General features: G+C 70.5%; 18 protein-coding genes. 8 read left to right on the top strand and 10 right to left on the bottom strand.

Going from position 1 to position 22,121, the window contains the following annotated elements; all coding sequences use genetic code 11:
• Positions 1-25 precede the first annotated feature (25 nt).
• Genes GA0074694_RS08115 through aceB form a run of 3 tightly spaced genes read right to left on the bottom strand, consistent with a single transcriptional unit; the run spans position 26 to position 4,029 of the window.
• Complete coding sequence (locus GA0074694_RS08115; protein WP_091454831.1) at positions 26-1,168, bottom strand: RNA-guided endonuclease InsQ/TnpB family protein; 1,143 nt, start codon at positions 1,166-1,168, stop codon at positions 26-28.
• A 9-nt stretch (positions 1,169-1,177) separates the two neighbouring features.
• On the bottom strand, positions 1,178-2,437 hold the full coding sequence (locus tag GA0074694_RS08110; RefSeq protein WP_091454828.1) for a DUF6986 family protein: 1,260 nt from the start codon (positions 2,435-2,437) through the stop codon (positions 1,178-1,180).
• Entirely contained in the window at positions 2,437-4,029 is a 1,593-nt protein-coding gene (aceB, locus tag GA0074694_RS08105) for a malate synthase A (RefSeq protein ID WP_091454823.1), read from the bottom strand. The genes GA0074694_RS08110 and aceB overlap by 1 nt, the downstream gene beginning before the upstream one ends.
• A 155-nt stretch (positions 4,030-4,184) precedes the next feature.
• On the opposite strand from aceB, the gene GA0074694_RS08100 reads away from it, so the two are divergent.
• Positions 4,185-5,390, top strand: coding sequence for an RNA-guided endonuclease InsQ/TnpB family protein (locus GA0074694_RS08100; RefSeq protein ID WP_091454819.1), 1,206 nt, complete (start codon positions 4,185-4,187; stop codon positions 5,388-5,390).
• 14 nt (positions 5,391-5,404) lie between these two features.
• Here the strand turns inward: GA0074694_RS08100 and GA0074694_RS08095 are convergent, their stop codons facing one another.
• The 5 genes from GA0074694_RS08095 to GA0074694_RS08075 all read right to left on the bottom strand — a co-directional run bounded on the left by GA0074694_RS08095 (position 5,405) and on the right by GA0074694_RS08075 (position 9,880).
• Positions 5,405-6,790: an 8-oxoguanine deaminase gene (locus tag GA0074694_RS08095; protein WP_091458836.1), complete on the bottom strand. Its 1,386-nt coding sequence runs from the start codon at positions 6,788-6,790 to the stop codon at positions 5,405-5,407.
• 23 nt (positions 6,791-6,813) lie between these two features.
• Positions 6,814-7,668, bottom strand: coding sequence for a factor-independent urate hydroxylase (pucL, locus tag GA0074694_RS08090; protein ID WP_091454814.1), 855 nt, complete (start codon positions 7,666-7,668; stop codon positions 6,814-6,816).
• A gap of 4 nt (positions 7,669-7,672) precedes the next feature.
• Entirely contained in the window at positions 7,673-8,032 is a 360-nt protein-coding gene (gene uraH, locus GA0074694_RS08085; RefSeq protein ID WP_091454811.1) for a hydroxyisourate hydrolase, read from the bottom strand.
• Positions 8,019-8,525, bottom strand: coding sequence for a 2-oxo-4-hydroxy-4-carboxy-5-ureidoimidazoline decarboxylase (uraD, locus tag GA0074694_RS08080; RefSeq protein WP_245714591.1), 507 nt, complete (start codon positions 8,523-8,525; stop codon positions 8,019-8,021). Before uraD ends, uraH begins: the two co-directional genes overlap by 14 nt.
• Before the next feature lie 155 nt (positions 8,526-8,680).
• Positions 8,681-9,880 carry an RNA-guided endonuclease InsQ/TnpB family protein gene (locus tag GA0074694_RS08075; protein ID WP_218105648.1) on the bottom strand — a complete coding sequence of 400 codons (1,200 nt, stop codon included), beginning with the start codon at positions 9,878-9,880 and terminating at the stop codon, positions 8,681-8,683.
• Between the two features lie 27 nt (positions 9,881-9,907).
• Between GA0074694_RS08075 and tnpA the strand changes: the two genes are divergently transcribed.
• Positions 9,908-10,324, top strand: coding sequence for an IS200/IS605 family transposase (gene tnpA, locus GA0074694_RS08070; protein WP_091454804.1), 417 nt, complete (start codon positions 9,908-9,910; stop codon positions 10,322-10,324).
• 90 nt (positions 10,325-10,414) lie between these two features.
• On the opposite strand, the gene GA0074694_RS08065 is transcribed toward tnpA, so the two are convergent.
• Both GA0074694_RS08065 and GA0074694_RS08060 read right to left on the bottom strand, forming a co-directional pair.
• Entirely contained in the window at positions 10,415-11,521 is a 1,107-nt protein-coding gene (locus tag GA0074694_RS08065; protein WP_091454800.1) for an XdhC family protein, read from the bottom strand.
• Positions 11,514-12,140, bottom strand: coding sequence for a nucleotidyltransferase family protein (locus GA0074694_RS08060; RefSeq protein ID WP_245714590.1), 627 nt, complete (start codon positions 12,138-12,140; stop codon positions 11,514-11,516). The genes GA0074694_RS08065 and GA0074694_RS08060 overlap by 8 nt, the downstream gene beginning before the upstream one ends.
• A 421-nt stretch (positions 12,141-12,561) precedes the next feature.
• On the opposite strand from GA0074694_RS08060, the gene GA0074694_RS08055 reads away from it, so the two are divergent.
• The 6 genes from GA0074694_RS08055 to GA0074694_RS08030 all read left to right on the top strand — a co-directional run bounded on the left by GA0074694_RS08055 (position 12,562) and on the right by GA0074694_RS08030 (position 22,053).
• Positions 12,562-13,392: an FAD binding domain-containing protein gene (locus GA0074694_RS08055; protein WP_091454793.1), complete on the top strand. Its 831-nt coding sequence runs from the start codon at positions 12,562-12,564 to the stop codon at positions 13,390-13,392.
• Entirely contained in the window at positions 13,389-16,109 is a 2,721-nt protein-coding gene (locus GA0074694_RS08050; RefSeq protein ID WP_091454790.1) for a molybdopterin-dependent oxidoreductase, read from the top strand. Before GA0074694_RS08055 ends, GA0074694_RS08050 begins: the two co-directional genes overlap by 4 nt.
• A gap of 629 nt (positions 16,110-16,738) precedes the next feature.
• Positions 16,739-18,337: a PucR family transcriptional regulator gene (locus GA0074694_RS08045; protein WP_091454787.1), complete on the top strand. Its 1,599-nt coding sequence runs from the start codon at positions 16,739-16,741 to the stop codon at positions 18,335-18,337.
• A gap of 209 nt (positions 18,338-18,546) precedes the next feature.
• Complete coding sequence (locus tag GA0074694_RS08040) at positions 18,547-19,635, top strand: adenosine deaminase (RefSeq protein WP_425413584.1); 1,089 nt, start codon at positions 18,547-18,549, stop codon at positions 19,633-19,635.
• 144 nt (positions 19,636-19,779) lie between these two features.
• Entirely contained in the window at positions 19,780-19,986 is a 207-nt protein-coding gene (locus GA0074694_RS08035; RefSeq protein WP_091454780.1) for a hypothetical protein, read from the top strand.
• Between the two features lie 234 nt (positions 19,987-20,220).
• A complete protein-coding gene (locus GA0074694_RS08030) occupies positions 20,221-22,053 on the top strand; it encodes a bifunctional metallophosphatase/5'-nucleotidase (protein WP_091454778.1) in 1,833 nt (610 codons plus the stop codon).
• The last annotated feature ends 68 nt before the right edge of the window (positions 22,054-22,121 follow it).

The raw sequence follows: 22,121 nt of genomic DNA, 5'->3' as shown, positions 1-22,121 counted from the left end.
TTTCATCGACGGTCGCCTTCCCGCGCTAGACGCGGGACGGTCTCACACCATCTCCGCAGGCTGACACGGCGAGCCCCGCCGCCAAAATCGCCTTCGCCGCATTCACATCCCGGTCGTGGGTCACGCCGCAGCGACACACCCACCCCCGGACGCTCAACGGCAGCTTCTCCACAACCACGCCGCACGCCGAGCACGTCTTGCTGCTCGGATAGAACCGGTCGATCGCGATGACCGTGCGTCCGTACCAGTCGGCCTTGTACTCCAACTGTCGCCGCAACTGCGACCACGCCGCGTCCGAGATCGCTCGGGCAAGGCTGTGATTGCGGACCATGTTGCGGACCGACAGGTCCTCGATGACCACCGTTTGGTTCTCGCGGATGATCCTCGTGGACAGCTTGTGCAGGTGATCCCGCCGCCGGTCGGCGATCCGGGCGTGCACCCGGGCCACCTTGAGCCGCGCCTTGGCCCGATTGTTGGAGCCCTTCGCCGTGCGGGCCAACCGCCGCTGCGCCACGGCCAGCCGCTCCCGATCCCGCTGCTCGTGCCGCGGATTGGTGACCTTCTCCCCGGTGGAAAGGGTGACCAGCGAGGTGATCCCAGCGTCGATCCCGACCGCCCGGGTTGCCGGCGGCAGAGCCACGATGGTCTCTTCCACCAGGATCGAGATGTGCCAGCGGTTCGCCGCGTCGCGGGACACCGTGACCGTGGACGGTTGAGCGCCCTCGGGCAGGGGCCGGGACCACACGATGTCCAGCGGGACGTCCGTCTTCGCCAGTTTGATCTGCCCGTCGCGGAACGAGAACCCTGACGTGGTGAACGTGGCTGACGCCTTCGACGTGCGCTTGGACTTGAACGTCGGATACGTCGCCCGCTTCGCCCAGAAGTTCACGTACGCCTGCTGAAGGTGCTGCAACGACTGCTGAAGTGCCACGTTCGACACCTCGTACAGCCAAGCCGTGTCGGGCTCGTTCTTCCATGCGGTGAGCATCCGGCAGGTTTCGGCGAACGTGACCCGCCGCTGTTCCTGTGTCCAGGCGCGGGACCGCTCGGCCAGCGCCCGGTTGTAGACGTAGCGCACGCAGCCGAACGTCCGGTTCAGCAGCTCCCGCTGCTGGTCGGTGGGGTAGAAGCGGAACCTGTACGCCCGCTTCACCACTCGACTCGACATACTGAAACACTAGCACACCACCGTTTCAGTTGATGCGCCAACCCCACCAGCCCCACGGCTGAAGCCGGGGGCTTGCGCGCTACGCACTTGAGTCAAAATCCGCAGCTCGCCCGGTTCGAATCCCGCCTGCTCGGCGCCCAGCGCCCCGCAGTCGACCCCGCGCAGCAGGAAGCCGGCGAGCGCGCGCCGGGTCGCCGGTTCGTCGAGCACCCCGTCGCAGCGTTGATCGAGGTGGGCGCGCAGCCGCCGGGCCGCGTCGGGCGCGTTGTCGCGGAAGAAGGCGTAGGTCGCGGCGAACCGGGTCGGCAGCTGCGCCGGGTGCAGGTCCCAGCCCTGGTAGAAGCCGCGTTCGAGGGAGCGGCGGACCAGTCGCGCGTGCAGCGTCCACGCGGCTCGCACCGCCGGGGCCGCGCCCACCGGCAGCACGTTGGTGGAGCCGTCGGAGACGGGCACACCGGCCACGGCAGCGGCCACCTGCATCACGGCCTTGGCGTGGTCGGCGGCGGGGTGCTCCATGCTCTGGTACGGGCCGGCGATCCCGCACGCCGCGCTGTAGTCGTAGGTGCCGAAGTGCAGCCCGGCGCAGCGGCCGTCGGCGGCGGTGACCAGCCGGGGCACCGTCGCGGTGCCGTCCGGGCCCAGCACGGCCCGGGGCACCTCCACCTGGATCTCGAACCGCAGCGTCCCGTCCGGCAGCCCGTAGGCCGACTCCAGGCGTGCGCAGAGCACCACCATCGCCTCGACCTGCGCGGGATGGCTGACCTTGGGCAGGGTCACCACGAAGCCGGGCGGTGCCCCGCCGCAGGCGTCCAGGAACAGGTCGAGGCTGCGCACCGCCCGCCGCCGGGTGGCCGCCTCCAGGCTCTTGACTCGGATCCCGACGAGTGGCGGCGCGATTCCCTCCGCCCGAGCGTCGACCAGCGCCCGGCCCGCCGTCCGTACCGCCCGGTCCTCGTCGGCGTCGTCACGGGTTCCGAAGCCGTCCTCCAGGTCGATTCGCAGGTCTTCGATCGGTTCCCGGGCCAGCTTGCCGGTGACCGCCTCGCACAACTCCTCGGCGAACGGCGGCGGCGGGCAGCCCCGCAGGGCGGCGAGGGCGGCGGCCCCCCAGGTGGGGACGAGACGTGTGGTGACCCGATCGGCGGGGACGTAGACGGTGTGCACCGGCTGCCGGCCGCCGGCCCGGCCCGGGTGGGCTGCGCGCAGCTCGAGGTCGACCGCAGCCAGCCGGTCGTCCAGGTCGGTGTACACCTCCGTGCGGAGGCGCATCAGTCGACCAACTCGTACGCCGGGATGGTGAGGAAGTCGACGAACCCGATATCGAGGGCGATCCGTTCGAAGAGCCCTCGGGCGTCGTCGAAGCGGGACCTCGCCCAGGCCGACTGGCCCAACTCGGCCCGGATCGCGGCGAGTTCTTCGTCCTCGATGCCGCGGACCAGCTCGGCGGTCACCGGTGTGCCGTCGGACAGGCGTACGCCGTGGTGGATCCACTGCCAGATCTGTGACCGGGAGATCTCCGCGGTGGCGGTGTCCTCCATCATGCTGTTGATCGCCACCGCGCCGTTGCCCCGTAGCCAGGCTTCCAGGTAGCGCAGCGCCACGCCGACGTTGGCGCGCAGGCCGGCTCCGGTGGCCTGTCCGGGTATCCCGCGCAGGTCAAGCAGCTGCTCGGCGGTGACAGCCACCTCGGGCCTGCGCCGGTGCAGTTGGTGGGGACGGTCGCCGAGGGCCCGGTCGAAGACCTCCCGACAGATCGGGACCAGGTCGGGGTGGGCGACCCAGGAGCCGTCGAAGCCGTCGGCCGCCTCGCGTTGCTTGTCGGCGCGGACCTGGGCGGAGGCTCGCTCGGTGGCGTCGGCGTCTCGCCGGTTGGGGATGAAGGCGGACATGCCGCCGATCGCGCTGGCCCCCCGTCGATGACAGGTGGCGACCAACAGGTCGGTGTACGCGCGCATGAAAGGCGCGGTCATGGTGACCGCCGAGCGGTCGGGCAGCAGGAATGACGCCCCGGCGTCGCGGAAGGTCCTGATGATGCTGAACAGGTAGTCCCACCGGCCCGCGTTGAGTCCGGTCACGTGGGGGCGCAGTGCCCACAGGATCTCGTCCATCTCGAACGCGGCGGTGATCGTCTCGATCAACACGGTGGCCCGGATCGTCCCGCGGGGCAGGCCGAGCAGCTCCTGCGCGTGGTCGAACACGTCGTTCCAGAGCGCTGCCTCGTCGCTGCTCTCCAGCTTCGGCAGGTAGAAGTACGGGCCGCTACCCCGGGCCAGCAACTCGTCGGCGTTGTGGAACAGGTAGAGCCCGAAGTCCACCAGCGCGGCGACTGCCGGCGCCCCGTCGACCGGCAGGTGCCGCTCGTCGAGATGCCACCCCCGGGGCCGGACGACGATCGTCGGGTACGGTCCGGGGCCCAGTTCGTAGCGCCGGCCGCCGGTGTCCACAGAGATGGTGCGGCGTACCGCGTCACGAAGATTGCGCTGCCCGTCAAGGACGTTCGTCCAGTGCGGGGTGTTGGCGTCCTCCAGGTCGGCGAGCCAGACCTGGGCGCCCGAGTTCAGCGCGTTGACGGTCATCTTCCGCTCGGGCGGCCCCGTGATCTCCACCCGCCGGTCGGTCAGGTCGGCCGGCGGGGGCGGTACCGTCCAGTCCGCGTCGCGGATCGCCGCAGTGTCCGCAGGGAATTCGAGCCCTCCGTCGCGGGCTGCCTCGGCACGGCGGACCGCCCGGCGGGCGAGCAGGTCGGCTCGGCGGCCCGCGAACCGCCGGTGCAGGGCGGTCACGAAAGCGACCGCGTCCGGAGTGAGGATGTCACCCCCATCGGCGTCTGCCCGCGCGGACGGCGCCTGAGCTTCGGTCATCGCAAACCTCCGTGGAAACCCCCGGCTTTAGCCGTGGGGAGGAAACGGAACTCCGGCGGAGCCGGGCGGGGAAAGCCGGCCCGTCGCCGAGGCGGGTCGGTGTCCGTCCCCATGTCACCGGAGTGCTTACCAGCTAGCTTGTTAGGCTGTGAGCCGTGACCAGGGCCGTGAAGCGGGCATTCAAATTCCGCTTCTACCCGACCGACGCGCAGGCCGCCGAGCTTGCCCGTACGTTCGGCTGTGTCCGGCTGGTCTACAACATGGCGTTGGCCGCCCGCACCGAGGCGTGGACGCTGCGCCAGGAACGGGTCAACTACAACGCCACCTCGGCGATGCTGACCACGTGGAAGAAGACCGACGACCTGGCGTTCCTCAACGAGGTGTCCTCGGTGCCGTTGCAGCAGACCCTGCGACACCTGCAAGTCGCGTTCACCAACTTCTTCGCCAAGCGTGCCCGGTACCCCAGCTTCAAGAGCAAGAAGAAGTCGCGCCGGTCGGCGGAGTACACCACCAGCGGGTTCCGATACCGAGACGGCCAGCTCACCCTGGCGAAGATGGCCGAACCGCTGGACATCGTGTGGTCCCGGCCGCTTCCCGAGGGCGCGAGGCCGTCCACGGTCACCGTGTCGCAGGACGCGGCCGGACGCTGGTTCGTGTCCCTGCTCTGCGACGACGTGATCGAGCAGGCTCCGGCTTCGGGCATGGTGGGCGTTGACGCTGGGCTCGACAGCCTGCTGACCCTCTCTACCGGAGAGAAGATCGTCAACCCGAGGTATGAGCGCCGCGACCGGGCCGCGCTCGCCAGGGCCCAGCGGGAACTGGCCCGCAAAGCCAAGGGGTCCCACAACCGGGCCAAGGCCCGGCTCAAGGTCGCCCGCGTGCACGCCCGCATCACCGACCGCAGACGGGACCACCTGCACAAGCTGACCACTCGGCTCGTTCGTGAGAACCAAACGATCGTCGTCGAGGATCTGACCGTGCGCAACATGGTCACGAGTCACAGCCTGGCCCGCGCCATCAGCGACGCGGCCTGGCGGCAGTTCCGCACCCTGCTCGAATACAAGGCCGACTGGCACGGCCGCGACCTGGTGGTCGTGGACCGCTGGTTCCCGTCGTCCAAGCTGTGCTCGGCGTGTGGTGCGCTCGTTGAGCGGATGCCGCTGAGCATGCGGTCGTGGACATGCCGATGCGGGCAGATCCACGACCGTGACGTCAACGCGGCCCGCAACATTCTCGCGGAGGGGCTCTCCGTGATTGCCTGTGGAGGCGGTGTAAGACCCCAACGGACGAACGTCCGGACGGGGCGGTCGTCGACGAAGCAGGAAACCCAGCGGGCGACCGCTGGAATCCCCCGCCTGTAGGCGCGGGGAGAAAGTCAACGATCGTCTCCTGTCCTCGTCGACCCCGCCTCGGCCAGCGCCAGCAGCTTCCGGTGTGCCCGGCTGGCCCGATCGGTGATCGTCCCCACGTCGGCCGTGCGCAGCTCCCCGGCCTCGACGACGGTCCGGCCGCCGACCAGCAGCAGCGCCAGCGGGGCGGGTGGACCGAGCACCAGCGCCGCCACCGGGTCGTCGATGCCGGCGTGGCCGAGGCCATCCAGGCGCCACAGCGCGACGTCGGCGAGTTTGCCCACCTCCAGCGAGCCGATCTCGTCGGCTCGACCCAGGCATTCGGCGCCCCCGACCGTGCCGAGGGCCAACGCCTGCCGGGCGGTCATCGCCGCCGGGCCGCCGCGCAGCCGAGCGGCGTACAGGGCCTGCCGCAGCTCCGCGCCGAGCTGGCCGGCCTCCTGAGAGGCGGCGCCGTCCACGCCCAACCCCACCGGCACGCCGGCGGCGAGCAGGTCGGGCACGCGGGCGGTGCCGGCGCCCAGGCGGGCGTTCGAGCTGGGGCAGTGCGCCACGGCCGTGCCGGTGGCGGCCAGCCGGGCCAGCGCCGCGTCGTCGAGATGCACGCCGTGGGCCAGCCACACGTCGTCACCGAGCCAGCCGAGTCGCTCGGCGTACTCGACGGGGGTGCAGCCGTGGGTGGCCCGGCAGTACTCCTCCTCCTCGACGGTCTCGGCGAGGTGGGTGTGCAGCCGGACCCCGCGCCGCCGGGCCAGCGCTGCGGCCTCCCGCATCAAGGTGGCGGTGACCGAGAACGGCGAGCACGGCGCCACGGAGATCCGCAGCATCGCCCCCGGGGACGGGTCGTGGTAGCGGTCGATCGCTGCCTCGGTGGCCAGCAGAGCCGCCTCGGTGCCCTCGACGAGCGAGTCGGGGGGCAGGCCGCCGTCGGACCGGCCCAGGTCCATCGACCCGCGACTGGGCTGGAAGCGCAGCCCGATCCGGCGGGCGGCCTCGATCGTGGCGGCCAGCGGATCGTCTCGGCCCGGTGGGAACACGTAGTGGTGGTCGGTGCTGGTCGTGCAACCAGACAGGGCGAGCCAGCCCAGGCCGGCCGCCGCCGCGGCGTGCACCATCTCGGCGTCCAGGTGGGCCCAGACCGGGTACAGGGTGGTCAGCCAGCCGAACAAGTCGGCCTCCTGGGCGAGACCCCGGGTCACCCACTGGTAGAGATGGTGGTGGGCGTTGACCAGACCGGGGGTGGCCAGGCAGCCGGTGCCGTCGACCCGTCGGGCCGACGGGTCGACGGCACGGGCCGGACCCGGCCCGACCGCGGTGATCCGGCCGTCGGCGCCGACCACGACGTGCCCGTCACGGTATTCGGTCCACCCGCGGTCGACGGTGGCGACGGCGCAGTTCTCGATGACGATCATGATTGCCTCCGGCGGGGACGCCGTCACCACTCGCCGACCGCGGCCGGGACGTCGTCGCGGCGGATGGTGCCCTCGATGACCCCGTACGGGCGGTCGGTGGCCACGAACACGGCGTTCGGATTGTCCAGGCCGAACGGGGACAGGTCGACCGGCAGGTGGTGCCGGTTGGGCAGGACCAGGCGGATCTCCGCCAGCTCCGGCCGGGTGTCGAGCACCCGGCGGCCCATCTCGTACAGGGTCTGCTGCAGCGAGTAGCTGTAGCTCTCGACGAACGCCGCGACCAGCGCATCGCGCACCTGCTGGTAGGCGAGATCCCAGTCGGTGTCGGGGTCGAGGTGCCGCCAGCGGGCGTCCACGGCGGTGGCCAGGATCCGGTCGGTCGTCTCCGGCAGGGTCGTGTACTCGTCGCGTACGTAGCCGTGGAACTCGGAGTCGGTGGTGTTCATCAGCACCAGGCCGGTGATCCCGGAGACCACCTGGGCGCGGTCACCGTCGTAGCTGACCTCGGCCGTGCGGATCTCCTCGCCGCGGCGCTGGAAGGAGTGCGGCGCGAGCCGCTGCCAGAGTTGCTCCCGCACGCTCACCCGGGCCTGCCGGATGGCCGCCTGACTGTGCACGAAGTGCTCGGCCAGCAGCAGCGCGAACGCCTCAGGCGAACCGATCCCGTGCCGCCGGGCGAAGGCGTAGACGGTGTTCTTCTGCGAGTCGGTGGGCAAGACCTGGCTGTTGTCGCCGGTGAGGTGGGTGGCGTCCAGGTCCCCGGCGAGGGCGGTGCTGACGTCGAGGTCGCGCAGCGTGTGCCGGTCGCCGTCGCGGGCCACGTGGACGACGCGTACCTCAGCCTTGCCGTACCGGTTGGGCCCGAGCACGATACCCATGTAGTCAGCTCCCTCGATAGGTGGTGTAGCCGAACGGACTGAGCAGCAGCGGCAGGTGGTGGTGGGTGGCGGCGTCGCCGACCCGGAAGGACACGACGGCTTCCGGATAGAAGGAGTCGGCCCCGAGGTGCCCGCCGAGGTCGAAGACGAGCCGGTAGCGCCCGGCCGTCCACTGCCGCGCCGGCACCCAGTCGCGCAACCGTCCGTCGGCGTCGGTGTGCCCGGCTCCGACCTGCCGCCAGCCGGTTCCGTCGAGCCGGTCGAGCCGCACAGGTATGCCAGCGGCGGGAGCCCCGACGACCGTGTCGAGCACGTGGGTGGAGACCGGCGCGAAGCCCACCACGTCCCGGTCAGGCCGGCTCATCGAGCAGCTTCCCGATCCGCAGCGCAGCGATCTTCCGTAGTTCCTCCCGGACCACGGCCTGCTCGATGTCCGGGTCGTTGCCGAGCCGGTCATGCAGCGCGGCAAGCAGTTGCGTGTCGCTGCATCCGGTGGCGCAGACCAGGAAGCGGTGACCGAACCGACGCTCGTACTCCGCGGTGGCCTCCGCGATGGCGGCGCGGGCCTGCTCGGTCGCGCCGTCGAGGCCGGACTGTTCCCCCCGCGACCAGCGGTCCTCGCGGCGCTGCCCGTCCGGTCGCTGGCCGATACGCGGGTGGGCGTCGACCGCCGTACGCACCTCCGCCCAGGTGAGCTGGGCGTTGGCAGCGTCCGCCGCGGCCAGCAGCGCGGCCAGGTCGGGGTACGGCCGGCCGGCGACGAGCAGACGAGCCCAGCGGGGCGCCGCACAGCAGGCGATCAGCTCTCGCTCGGCCCGCTTGGCGGCGAGCCCGTTGAAATCCTCGATCCGAGCCACCCCTGCTCCTCCCCGCTCGTCGAAAGGAGTCAAGCAGCCGCCGCGAGGGCGGGGACAGCGCCGCGATGACCAAACCCGGCGAGGTTGGCGGTGCCGCTGTCGTACGTTCCTCCATTGACGTCCTCCCCGCCGTGAACGACGGGGATTCCGGTCTGCTACACCCCCGACGGGGCAAGCTCCCGGTGGGTTACCGCTTCGTCGCGCGGTGCCGGCACGGATGCCGGTCTTACCTGCGCTCCACGGTCGTTGAGGTCCGCCCGTCCGGCGGCCCTGATGTTGCGGGCGGCGTTCACATCCCGGTCGTGGACGCTGCCACACGGGCACGTCCACGACCGGACGTGCAACGCCAGCTTGTCGGCGACCCTCCCACAGTCCGAGCACATGCGGGTCGACGGGAACCAGCGGTCCACCCGCCCGAACGTCCGCCCGTACCGGGCAGCCTTGTACTCCAGCATGCCGACGAACGTGGACCAGCCGGCGTCGTGCACCGACTTGGCCAACCGGGTGCGGGCGAGACCGGCCACGGCGAGGTCTTCCACGTACACCGCTTGGTTGTCGCGGACGATCGTGGTTGACAGTTTGTGCAGCCAGTCCCGCCGTGTGTCCGCCACCCGGGCGTGCGCCTTGGCGACCTTCACGACGGCTTTCTTCCGGTTGTTGCTGCCCTTCTGCTTGCGCGAGAGGTCCTGTTGCAGCCGCTTCAACGTGCGGGCGGCGCGGCGCAGGAACTTCGGCGCTGCCACCTTCATGCCGTCGGACAGGACAGCGAAGTGCGTCAGCCCCAGGTCGATACCCACCTCGGACGCCGACGCCGGCAACGGCTCGTCGGTGGTCTGCACGACGAACGAGGCGAAGTACCGGCCCGCCGCGTCCTTCACGACCGTCACCGACGATGGATCGGACGGCAGCGACCGGGACCAGCGCACCACCACGTCCCCGACCTTCGGCAGGCGTAGCCGACCGTTGTCCAGCACCCGGAACCGGGAGTTCTTGGTGAACCGGATGCTCTGCCGGTTGTCCTTGCGGGACCGGAACCGGGGCGGGGCCACCGTGCGGCCCTTACGTTCGCCGGTGATCGAGGCGAAGAAGTTCCGGTAGGCGGTGTTCAGGTCCGCCAGTGCTTGTTGCAGCACCACCGACGACACCTCAGACAGCCACGCCCGCTCGGGGGTCTTCTTGGCTTCGGTGATCAGCCGTCGGGACAGTTCCCCGTCGGTGATGTACGGCGTCCCGTGTTCGCGGGTTTGCTGCCGCAGACGCAGTCCGTCGTTGTACACCACCCGCGCGCACCCGAACGCCCGCGCCAACGCTTCCTGCTGGCCGGGCGTCGGGTAGACGCGGAAGTTGTACCGCAACTGTATGGCCACATTCTATATTGGTTTATGGCTGAGATTGAAGGCGTACGCACTGGCAGGCATTGCGTTTTCGCTCTGCACGCTCACTTGGTTTTCGGCACGAAGTACCGGCATCCGGTGTTCACCGACCGGCACCTCACCCGCGTGGAACAGGTAATGCGGTCGGTGTGTGAGGACTTCGCCGTCGAGCTGGTCGAGTTCAACGGCGAATCCGACCATGTGCACCTGCTGGTCAACTTCCCGCCCACTGTCGCGGTGTCTCGGCTGGTCAACTCCCTCAAGGGCGTGTCCTCCCGGAGGCTGCGGCAGGAGTTCCCTGATCTGATCGACCACTACTGGCGTGCACGCCGCCTGTGGTCTGGTTCGTATTTCGCAGGCTCGGTGGGTGGAGCACCCCTGTCGGTGGTGCGCCAGTACATCGACAGTCAACGGAGTCCCGCCTGACAGCGGGGTCAGGAACACGGCTTCACCTCCGCCGTGAACGACGGAGCACTGCCGTGTCTCTGGTAGCCGGGTGCGGTGGCACGCGGGCCGTCAGCCGTGGATGCTGCCGGTGCCGTCGCGCAGCCGGCCGCCAGGCCGGCCGTGCCGCACCGCGACCAGTTCCGCGGCGATGCTGAGCGCCGTCTCGGCGGCGGTTCGGCCGCCCACGTCCAGGCCGATCGGGGACGCCAGTCGCGCCAGCGCCGACTCGCCGACCCCGGCCGCCCGCAGCCGGCCGAGCCGGTCGTGGTGCGTACGCCGGGATCCCAGCGCCCCCACGAATGACAGGTCGAGGTCTTCCAGGGCCAGCCGCAGCACCGGCACGTCGAACTTCTCGTCGTGCGTGAGCACGCAGACCGCCGTACGGGCGTCCAGCCGGCCCGCCCGGGCCTCGCCCGCGAGATACCGGTGCGGCCAGTCGACTACCACCTCCTGCGCCAGCGGGAACCGACGCGCGGTCGCGAAGACCGGGCGGGCGTCACAGACGGTGACCCGGTAGCCGAGGGCGGAGCCGAAGCGGGCCAGCTCGGCCGCCACGTCGACCGCGCCGAACACGATCAGCCGGGGCGACGGGGCGTAGGCGCGCACCAGTATGCTCACCGGCTCCGCCCGGCCGTCGGACGAGAGGTCCACCCGTGCGCTCTCCCCGGCGGCCAGCAGCCGGCGGCCCGCGTCCACCGCCGCGCGGTCCAACCGGGTGTCGCCGAACGTGCCGTGGTGGGTGTCCGGCCCGGCCACGATCCGGCGGCCGCGTTGTTCCGGTGTTCCCCGCACGCAGGTCAGCACCGCCGCCGGGGCGGCCGACCGGACGGCCTCGGCCAGCACCGCCATCCCGGGGAAACCGGCGCGGTCGACCCGCTCGACGAACACCTCGATGGTGCCGCCACAGGTCAGCCCCGCCTCGAGCGCGTCATTCCCGGTCACCCCGTAGCGGAGCAGGGATGGCGACCCGGTCCGGAGGACCTCCTGGCAGGCTTCGTAGAGCGCCGCCTCGACACACCCGCCAGAGACGCTTCCGGTCATGGCGCCGTCCGGCGCGACCAGCATCGCGGTGCCGATCGGATAGGGGGCGCTGTGCCAGGTCCCGACGACGGTCGCGAGGCCGACGGCGGCACCGGTGTCGCACCAGCGCAGCAGGTCAGCGAGCAGCTCATCCACGGTGGTCCTCGATTCCGTCGACCGGCACGTCGAGGTCCCGGTCGTCGGCCACGTCGGCGCAGGGCACGATCCTCAGCCGGTCACGGTGGGCGCGCAGGTAGCCGGCCGCACCTGTGTCGCCGACGGCCGATTCGAGCACCCCGGCCCAATGGTTCCGGCCCAGCAGCACCGGATGACCCCGCCGGCCGGGCGCGTAGCCGGCCGCGGCGAGCACGTCCGGGGTCGCCGCCGCCGCGACTCGCCGCACCGCCTCGGCGGTGATACCGGGCATGTCCACGAGGAGCACCACCACCGCCACGCTGCGCGTGGCGGTCAGCGCCGTCAGTCCCACCCGTAGTGAGGAACCCATGCCGCTGGCCCAACCGGGGTTGTCGACCACCCGGACGCCGCCCAGGTCAGCGACTGCGCGAACCTGTTCGCCCGCCGCGCCGAGCACCACCAGGACCGGGTCGCATCCCCCCGCCTGCAGGGTCCGGCCCGCCCGCTCCACGAGCAGCGAGCCGTGGTGGCACACGAGAGCCTTGGGCCGGCCGTACCGGCGGCCGGCACCGGCGGCGAGGACCAGACCGGCGACGGTCCCGGGGACATTCCGGGAGCCGAACCTGCTGTTGATCTGCACGACGTCTCCCTCGAGCGGGAACTGGGGAACCGCGGCTCGCTCGACCCTGGCGTCCGTGGTCTTCCACGGCGCCCGGTCGTCGCGGGCGCACCGGGGCGGGTGGCGGATCAGATCACCATGCGGAGCGGGCCGCCACGCTGTCAAGGCGGGTTCGCGCTGCTCCCGGGCCTGCCCATCGGAGCTTGGAGGTTCGTCCAACGGGGACGGACCGATGCGGGCGGCGTTGTCAAGGACGCTCATTGCGCGATCGGCGCTGGGGAGGCAGCCCTCGGCAGGGTACGCGGAGAGGTTCATCCCGGGCGTGGCGCCGGCGGGCCTGTACCGCGCTCGTCAGTTCGTCCAGCCGGGGCCGCTCGACCGACCCGTTTGTTGTAGGAGCGACGAATTGTCGGCCCCGGTCCGCGATTGATGCGATCGACACGTGGATCTTCCGACTGTCGAGGCCGTGGTGCCCGGCGACGAAACGGACTGGCGCCCCGGTGACTGTTGGCTGGCCGGCGGCACGGTGCTGTTCTCTCGTCCCCAGCAAGGGGTCCGGCGGCTGCGCGACCTCACCGTCCTGGGCTGGCCCTCGTTGGCGGCTGCCGACGACGAAGGCAGGCCCGGGCTGGACATCGCCGCCACCTGCACGGTGGCGACACTCGCCCGCTACCGGCCGCCGGCCCGGTGGCCCGATCTGGCGGAGGCCATCCGGCGCTGTTGCGACGCGTTCCTCTCGTCCTGGAAGATCTGGAACGTCGCGACCGTCGGCGGCAACCTGTGCGCCGCCCTGCCCGCCGGTCCGATGATCTCCCTCGCGGCGGCGTTCGACGCACGCTGCGACGTTCGTCGGCTCTCCGGCGAGCGGCGCCTGGTTCCCGTCGACGCATTCGTGGTCGAGCCCGGCGTGGCGGCGTTGCAGCCGGGTGAATACCTGCGTGCCATCCACCTGCCCGAGCGGGAGTTGACCGGACGGATCGCGGTGCGGCGTGCGAGCCTGCACCCGCTCGGACGGTCGGCGGCTTTCGTCACCGGTCACCTCGACGTCGAATCCGGCCGACTGCGCCTCACGGTGACGGCGGCGACCCCCCGACCGGTCACCGTCAGCGTCCCGGCCCCGACGGCGGCCGCGAGTTTGGTCGAGATGGTGGACGCACAGGTGTCCGCCGAGGGTTGGCACGACGACGTCCACGGACTGCCCGCGTGGCGCCGGCACATGACGCTGCGGCTGGTCGAGCAGGTTCGAGCGGACCTTCTGGGAGCGGCACGGTGACCCCGACGGTCAACGGACGCCCGGGGGCGCATCTGCCGGCGCCCGGCCAGTGCCTTCGTACCTATCTGCGCGACAACGGCTGGTTCGGGGTCAAGAAGGGTTGCGACGCGGGAGACTGCGGCGCCTGCACCGTCCACGTGGACGGTGTGCCCGTGCACAGCTGCGTCTTCCCAGCAGTCCGGGCCTCGGGCCGCGCGGTCACCACGATCGAGGGTCTGGCGCGCGGGAACGATCTGCATCCGGCGCAGGAGCGGTTTCTGGCGGCGCAGGGGTTTCAATGCGGATACTGCACGGCCGGGTTCGTCATGACGGCAGCGGCCCTCGACCATGCGGAGGGTCTGGCCGACGACCGGCCGCACGCGTTCAAGGGCAACCTGTGCCGGTGCACCGGCTACCGGTCGATCGAGGACGCGTTGGCCGGGAACTCGCACGTCGAGCATCCGGCGACGGGGAACGCAGTGGGCAGCAACGTCGGGGCTCCGGCTGGCCGGGACGTCGTCACGGGCGCCGCCCGGTTCACGTTCGACGTCGACCTTCCGGGTGTGACACATCTGAAGGTGGTACGGTCCCCGCTCCCCCACGCCCGGATCTCGCGGATCGACGTCACGCAGGCGTTGGCCGTTCCCGGGGTGCTGGCCGTGCTGACGCACCGCGACGCGCCCGACCGGCGGTTCTCGACTGCGCTGCACGAGCACTTCGACGACGACCCGGCCGACACCCGCGTGCTCGACGACGTGGTGCGGTTCGTCGGCCAACGGGTCGCCGTCGTAGTCGCCGAGACCGAGGCGGCCGCGGAGGAAGGCGTGCGGCGGGTCCGGGTCACGTACGAGCCGCTGCCGGCGGTCACCGACGTGCGGGCGGCGACCGCGTCCGGCGCACCCCTCCTGCATGACGACCGCCCGGACAATGTGGCCGGTGAGGTCGGCGGCGAGGTCGGCGACGTCGTCCGAGGACTCGCCGAGGCGGACTTCGTCTACGAAGAGACCTACCAGACCCAGCGCGTGCAGCACATGGCGCTGGAAACCCATGGCGCGCTCGGGTGGATCGCGCCGGACGGGCGCGTCACCATCCGGGCCAGCACTCAGACGCCCTTCCTGACCCGTCGACGTCTCGCCCACGTCTTCGACATCCCACCGGAACGCCTCCGCGTGGTGGCCGGCCGAGTGGGCGGCGGCTTCGGCGGTAAGCAGGAGATGCTGGTCGAGGACATCGTCCTTCTCGCCGTGCTGGCCACGGGCCGACCGGCCCGGTGGGAACTCACCCGCGAGGAGCAGTTCGTCGCGACCACGACCCGACACCCCTTCACAGTTCGGGTGCGGCTCGGAGCGAAGCGGGACGGCACGCTCACCGCCATGTGTCTGAACGTCGTCACCGACACCGGCGCCTACGGCAACCACGGCCCGGCGGTCCTCGCCCACGGCTGCGCCGAGTCGATGGCGATCTACCGCTGCGCGAACAAGCGAGTCACCGGCCGCACCGTCTACACCAACACGGTGCCGGCCGGCGCGTTCCGCGGATACGGCCTGGGTCAGGTGATGTTCGCCGTCGAGTCGGCGATCGACGAGATCGCCCACGGTCTCGGGCTCGACCCGGTCACGGTCCGCCGGCGCAACGTCGTCGGCCCCGAAGACCCATTGGTCACCCCCATCGGGCACGCCGAGGACCTGAGTATCCGTAGCTACGGCCTGGACCAGTGCCTCGACCTCGTGCACGGCGCCGTCGACGGGGACACCACGGGGTCCGACCTCCCGTCCGGGTGGCGCATCGGAGAAGGTCTCGCCATCGGCATGATCGCCACCGGGCCGCCCGGTGGTCACCACGGCCGCGCCGCGATCAGACTGACCACGAATGGTCGATTCCAGCTGGACACCGGCATCGCGGAGTTCGGGAACGGATCGACGACGGTTCATCGGCAGATCGCCGCCGACGTCCTCGCAACGGAGCTGGACCACATCGACATCCGGCAGTCCGACACGGATCTGGTGGAACACGACACCGGTGCGTTCGCATCGACCGGCACCGTCGTCGGCGGGCTCGCCGTGTTCCGCGCGGCGACCCGGTTACGGCAGCGCCTGCTGACCCTCGCCGCCACCTGCCTCGACGTCGGGCCCGACGAGTGCGAACTGGTCCTCGGCGCGGTCCGGGCCGGCGACCGGGAGATCTCGCTGCGTGCCCTCCAGGAGGCTGCGGACAGGGTGGGCGACGGCGTGGAGGCCAGCGGACATGCCGACGGCGCGGAGCGGTCGGTCGCGTTCAACGTGCAGTGGTTCCGCGTCGCGGTCGACGTCGTCACCGGCGAGATCCGGATTCTCCGGAGCGTCCACGCCGCCGACGCCGGATCGGTGCTGAACCCGGTGCAGTGCCGCGGTCAGGTGGAGGGTGGCGTGGCACAGGCCGTCGGCACCACGCTGACCGAGAACCTGCTGATCGACAGCAACGGCAGGGTCACCACCAGCGTGGTCCGGGACTACCGGATCCCGACGTTCGCCGACGCGCCCCGCACCGAGGTCCTCTTCGCCGACACGGCCGATCCCCTCGGTCCACACGCCGCCAAGTCCATGAGCGAAAGCCCGTTCAACCCCGTCGCGGCCGCGCTCGGCAACGCCGTACGTGACGCGACCGGGGTGCGACTGACCGCGCTGCCCCTGACCCGCGACCGTGTCTGGGCGCGCATACGCCACGTAGGGTCGACCACCGACGGGAGCGACCGGGCGTAGTGGGACGGTCGTCGGGGTGGCCCGCGTCCGCCGGGCTCCGGCCGCCCGGCTCCGGTAACGGCGACCTCGACCGCCCACCCGCGATGCCACTTCGGCTGGCCCGACCGGAGTGGCATCCCACGCCCGGTGCCGACGACGCCGCGGCTCGCTGCTTGATCCGATCGGAGATCCTGTCCGCAAGATCGTGGATTCGGCCTCGCGAGAGCCAAGTTTGGCACCTACTCGACGTGAACGCGACCGGCCAGCTGACCGTGGTCAGTACGAGCAGGTCGCGTCGAGGTGACAGGAGGTGCGCGTGGGGAGGGTGTCCGGCTTCACGGTGTCGCGGCGTGTAAGCGACGACGCCACCCGTTGGCAGCGCTTCTCGTTCGCGAGCCGGCGTCGATGGTCGCCTTCCGGGTCCTGGCTCGGGAGCTCGGCTGTGTGTTCGCCCGTCGGGAGACACGTCGCAGCGGCTGCGCCTTCGACACCCCGGACGCCCACGCCCGAGGTCGCCGTCCCCCGGTTGCACCGCTCGCTCGCCGGCACCTGCCTGTCGGGCGCCCGGTTCGCCCGGACCGTGATGAGGCGGAGTTACCGGATCGCCGCGTAGCCACCGACCAGCGGCACACGAGGAAGGAGAATGCAGGGTGCGGGTAAACGCTCCGACGTCACTGCGCGAGATCCTCCATCGGCCCGGACTGCACCTGCGGCTGCTGACCGGCCACGCGCAGCTCGACGAACCGGTCACCCGGGTCTTCGTGACCGATCTACTCGACCCCAAGCGCTACATGTCGGGCGGCGAGCTCGTCCTGACCGGACTCATGTGGCGGCGGTCGCCGGCGGACTCCGCAGCCTTCGTCGGGGCCTGCGCCGCGATGGGAGCAACCGCTATCGGCGCCGGTGCCGCAGCCTTCGGATGCGTGCCGGAGGATCTACTCATCGCGTGCCAGCAATACGAGATGCCGCTGTTCGAGGTCCCCGTGGAAGTCTCCTTCCGCGAGATCAGCGACGTCGTCGCCACGTCGTTCTGGGCGCAGCGGGCAACCGGGCTGGCAACGGTTCTGGGCCGGCAACGCGGTCTCGTCGCCGCGATGGCCAGCGGTGCACGACTTGCGGACCTACTGTCCTCCGTCGCCGCCGATCTCGGGGCGCGGTGCTGGCTCGTCTCTCCCGCCGGACGCCTGATGTGCGGAACCGACCCCCTCGACCAGTCCCTGGCCAACCGCTTCGCTGCCACGTTCCTCGGCAGCAGCAGGGTGCCGACGGAAGTCCGGATCGACGACGTGACTTACTCGCTGCACACAGTGCGGGGCCGTCCCGAACACCGCCTGGCCTCCTGGGCCCTCGCCTGCACCGGACGATCGGACGAGCCGGTGCCGCCCGACGTGACCGCCGAACTCGTCGGGCTCGCGGCGCTCGAGCGCGTCCACGTCGACGAGGCGGCGCGCGTCGAGCGACGGCTCGCCGACCAGATCGAACGTGCGCTGGCCGCGGACGCGGCCGACCTACCGAGCCGCCTACGGGCCGGCGGGCTGGAGCCCGGCTCGGCGTTCCTCGCCGTCGCGGCCCGGCTCACCGGGCTGCTCACCCCGGCCGACCTCGTGGTCACGCTCCTCGCCGACCTCGTGAGCACGACAGGTTTCGCCGCCGTCACCGGCCTGACCACCGCCACCGCCCCGGCGACCGACACGGCCCTGGCAATACTCCGGCTTGACGGCGACGGTCCCGTCGGGACCGACCCGCGGGCCGACGAAGTGGTCGCGCGGCTGCGCCGCGGCGTCGAGACGCTCCGGCCCGGCATCGGCCGGGGACATCTGGCCGTCGGGGTGAGCAACGTGGCAACCGGTAGCGCGGCACTGACCGGTGCCGTCCAAGAGGCACTGCACGCCGTCGCCGTCGCCGGCACGGGACCAACCGGCGTACGCTGCGCCGGCGAGATCACGACGCATGCCCTTCTCATCGCCGGTGTCCCCACGGCGACACGCAACTCGTTCCACGAACGCGTGCTGGGGCCAGTCCTCGAGTACGACCGACGATACCGGGCCAACCTCGTGGGCACGCTGAGCGTCTTCCTCGAGTCCGGTGGATCGTGGAGCCAGTGTGCGCGACAGCTGCATCTGCACGTCAACACCCTGCGTTACCGCATGAAACGGATCGAGGAGCTCACCGGCAGGGACCTGGGCAGGTTCGACGACCGGGTCGACCTGTACCTCGCGCTCCGAGTCCATCAACCCGTCCCCGGCTGACCTGTCGCTTCGCACGAACACTCCGTCCACGCGCCGACTCTTCTCGTACCCGGCGATCATTGTTCGCATCTTCCGGGATTGATCCGATTGTGGTGCCGCTCGACGGGTGGCCGGAGACGGCTCGTGTGCCGTCCCGCGCCGCCCGACCGAATCGAAGAGAAATCTGCTCGCCCATGGAAGACCCTTCTTGCTCGCCGATGGGAGACCCGGTGCCCAGCTACGACACGATCGTCCATGCCCCGAAGGTCCTGCTGCACGACCACCTCGACGGCGGGTTGCGGCCGGAGACGGTCGTGGAGTTGGCGGCGGAGGTCGGTCACGTCCTACCAGAGACGGATCCAGCCGCGTTGGGGCGCTGGTTCGTGGCAGCGGCCGACTCGGGGTCGTTGGAACGTTACCTGGAGACCTTCGCGCACACCGTGGCGGTCATGCAGACCGGGCCCGCGCTGCGTCGGGTGGCCCGCGAGTGCGCGCTCGACCTGGCCGCCGACGGGGTGGTCTACGCCGAGGTGCGGTTCGCACCCGAGCAGCACCTGGAGCAGAACCTGACCCTGGACGAGGTGGTCGACGCGGTGGTCGCCGGGTTCCGGGAGGGCAGCGCCCTGGCCGCCGAGGCGGGCAACCCGATCCGAGTCGGCACGCTGCTCACCGCGATGCGGCACGCCGCCCGGTCGCAGGAGATCGCCGAGCTGGCCGTCCGGCACCGGGACACCGGGGTGGTCGGCTTCGACATCGCCGGCGCGGAGGCGGGCTTCCCGCCCACCCGGCACCTGGACGCCTTCGAGTACCTCCAGCGGGAGAACTTCCACTTCACCATCCACGCCGGCGAGGCGTTCGGCCTGCCGTCGATCTGGCAGGCGATCCAGTGGTGCGGCGCGGACCGGCTGGGGCACGGCGTCCGGATCGTCGACGACATCACGCCCGGGAACCCGCCGGTGCTGGGCCGGCTGGCCGCGTACGTCCGCGACAAGCGCATCCCGCTGGAACTCTGCCCCTCCTCGAACGTGCAGACCGGGGCGGCCGCGTCGATCGCCGACCACCCGATCGGGCTCCTGCGGGACCTGCGCTTCCGGGTCACGGTCAACACCGACAACCGACTGATGAGCGGCACCTCGATGTCGCGGGAGATGGCGCTGCTGGTGGACGCCTTCGGCTACGGCTGGAAGGAACTCCAGTGGTTCACCATCAACGCGATGAAGAGCGCCTTCATCCCGTTCGACGAGCGGCTGAAGATCATCGACGAAGTGATCAAGCCGGCATACGTCGCGCTGACGGCAACCGACGAGCCGTCACAGTAAGCACTCACACGTTCCGGTAACGGGCGGGCGCGAACCTCGTCGCCGTCGATCGCCCACGCACCCGCCGTCGCATCCAGTCATGAAGACCACATCGGAAGACCCGGGAAGGTGATGTGTTGAAGCAAGCGGTATCGATCAGGACGGTTGACGAAACCGATCGTCGCGGCGGTCATCGTCGCGGCGCTGTTGTTCGTGCCAGTATCCCGCGGTGGGCAGGTGGACTCCGGTGTGGCATGGCAGCCGATGGCCCCCGTGGCGTTGACGCTCGACGACGGCCACCCCGTGCAAGCGGTGCGCGGGAACCTCCTCGCCATCGACGATTTTCATGGCGCGATCGTCCCCCACCGGTAGCGCCGGTCTGGTCAACGGCGTCCCAGCCGGCGACATGGTGGGCGGCTCTCCACTGACCAGCGCGGCATTCCACGACGAGCCATCCCGCTCACGCGTCGGCGAGAAGGGTCCGGTCGCGCTGTCATCGCGAATCGTTTTACTCAGCGTTCACACCGAGTTGTTCATCGGGAGCGCGAGGATCAGCACTCTCGTGCGTGTACGCCGTGTCGGCGTACCCATGGTTAGGAGTATCAGTTGCGTTCCAAACTTGTCCGCACTGTCGTGGCCACGGTCGCCACGACACTGGTCGTGCTGGGCGTCGCTCCCAGCCCCGTGCAGGCTGCCGCGACCGAGGTGCAGATCCTCGGCTTCAACGACTTCCACGGCCGTCTTGAGGCACCCTCCCCAGGAGTTGGCGGCGCCGCGCAGATGGCTGGCATGATCAAGCAACTGACGGCGGCCAACGACAAGACGGTGGTCCTCTCGGCCGGGGACAACATCGGTGCCTCCCCGTTCATCTCGCTCGTGCAGAAGGACGAGCCCACGCTCGACTTCCTCAACATGATCGGGCTCGACGCATCGTCGGTAGGCAACCACGAATTCGACCGGGGCTTCGACGACCTCAACGACCGGGTCATTCCGCGCGGCGGCTTCCCGTATCTCGCGGCGAATGTCTACCGGGGCAGCGAGCCTGCTCCAGGCCGCCTGGAGGAGTCGACCGTGCTGACGGTCGGCGACGTCCGGATCGGCGTCGTCGGGGCGGTCACCGTCGAGACGCCGTCGCTGGTCTCACCCGCCGGTATCCGGGGACTGCAGTTCAAGGACCCGACCACGGAGGCGAACCGCGTCGCGGCGAAGCTGAAGGCGGACGACAAGGTCGACGCCGTCGTGCTGCTCGTGCACGAAGGCTCCGAAACCAGCGGCACCGACACCACCGCCTGCACCGGTGTGGCGAATCCGGCCACCCCGTTCGGCAAGATCGTGAGAGGTGCCAGCGCCAACATCAACGTGATCATCTCCGCGCACACCCATGTCGCGTACAACTGCGCCTACGACGTCCCGAACCTGGGACACAAGCGGCTGGTCATGCAGACCGGTCGGTACGGGGACGCGTTGGACCAGGTCAAGCTCACCATCGCCGGCGGCAAGGTGACCGCCGCCGAGGGCGCCGTCCTGCCGATCAAGGGGTACCCGGAGGACCCTGCCGTCGCGAAGCTCGTCGCCGACGCCAAGGCCGAGGCCGACATCAAGGGCAAGGTCAAGATCGGCGAGATCACTGCCGACATCAAGCGTGCCGTCGCTGCGGACGGTGCGGAGGACCGCGGCACCGAGTCGGTCCTCGGGAACTTCATCGCGGACGCCCAGTTGGAGGCGACGAAGGCCGACAACCGGGGTGGGGCGCAGATCGCCTTCATGAACCCGGGCGGCCTACGCGCCGACCTCATCAAGCGTCCGGACGGCAGTGTGACGTTCGCCGACGCCGCCGCGGTCCAGCCCTTCGCCAACGACCTCGTCACGAGGTCGTACACCGGCAAAGAGATCAAGGCAGCGCTGGAGCAGCAGTGGCAACCCGCGGGCGCATCGCGGCCCTTCCTCCACCTGGGTGTCTCGAAGGGCTTCAGCTACGTTTACGACCCGAACGGACCCGCCGGGAAGCACGTCATCGCCGACCGAATCTTCCTTGACGGCAAGGTCATCGACCCGAACGGCACCTACCGGGTGACCGTGAACTCGTTCCTGGCCTCCGGCGGTGACAACTTCACCGCCTTCGGCGACGGCAGCGACTCGTTCACCACCGGCGACAACGACCTCACCGTGCTGGTCGACTACTTCCAGGCGAAGTCGCCGGTCACCGCCGACACCGTGGAACGGGCGTACACCGTCGGCCAGCCGGGGGCCCCGGTCGCGGGCGGTGGGTCGGATGACGGCACCGGCGACGGTGGTGGGGCGGGCGACGATGGCCCTGGTCTGCCGATAACCGGCGCGAACGTGGTCACCATCGTCGTCGCAGGCGTGATTCTGCTGATCATAGGCATCGTGGCGTTCCTCTCGGCCCGGCGCCGACGGATCCGCCTAACCGTCGAATAAACGCGAGCATGAATAACAGGTCGTCGCCCGGAATCCGTTAACGGCTTCCGGGCGACGACCGATTGTGG

Origin of the sequence: Micromonospora inyonensis (genome assembly GCF_900091415.1) — a bacterium.
Classification (GTDB): Bacteria; Actinomycetota; Actinomycetes; order Mycobacteriales; family Micromonosporaceae; genus Micromonospora; species Micromonospora inyonensis.
Note: the sequence above shows the minus strand (reverse complement) of the source record. Positions and strands in the feature narration are given on the sequence as shown.

What these genes read in the sequence shown, in the direction of transcription:
- GA0074694_RS08115 (WP_091454831.1), bottom strand. Translation starts at nt 1,168, where the DNA reads ATGTCGAGTCGAGTGGTGAAGCGGGCGTACAGGTTCCGCTTCTACCCC.
- GA0074694_RS08110 (WP_091454828.1), bottom strand. Translation starts at nt 2,437, where the DNA reads ATGCGCCTCCGCACGGAGGTGTACACCGACCTGGACGACCGGCTGGCT.
- aceB (WP_091454823.1), bottom strand. Translation starts at nt 4,029, where the DNA reads ATGACCGAAGCTCAGGCGCCGTCCGCGCGGGCAGACGCCGATGGGGGT.
- GA0074694_RS08095 (WP_091458836.1), bottom strand. Translation starts at nt 6,790, where the DNA reads ATGATCGTCATCGAGAACTGCGCCGTCGCCACCGTCGACCGCGGGTGG.
- pucL (WP_091454814.1), bottom strand. Translation starts at nt 7,668, where the DNA reads ATGGGTATCGTGCTCGGGCCCAACCGGTACGGCAAGGCTGAGGTACGC.
- uraH (WP_091454811.1), bottom strand. Translation starts at nt 8,032, where the DNA reads ATGAGCCGGCCTGACCGGGACGTGGTGGGCTTCGCGCCGGTCTCCACC.
- tnpA (WP_091454804.1), top strand. Translation starts at nt 9,908, where the DNA reads ATGGCTGAGATTGAAGGCGTACGCACTGGCAGGCATTGCGTTTTCGCT.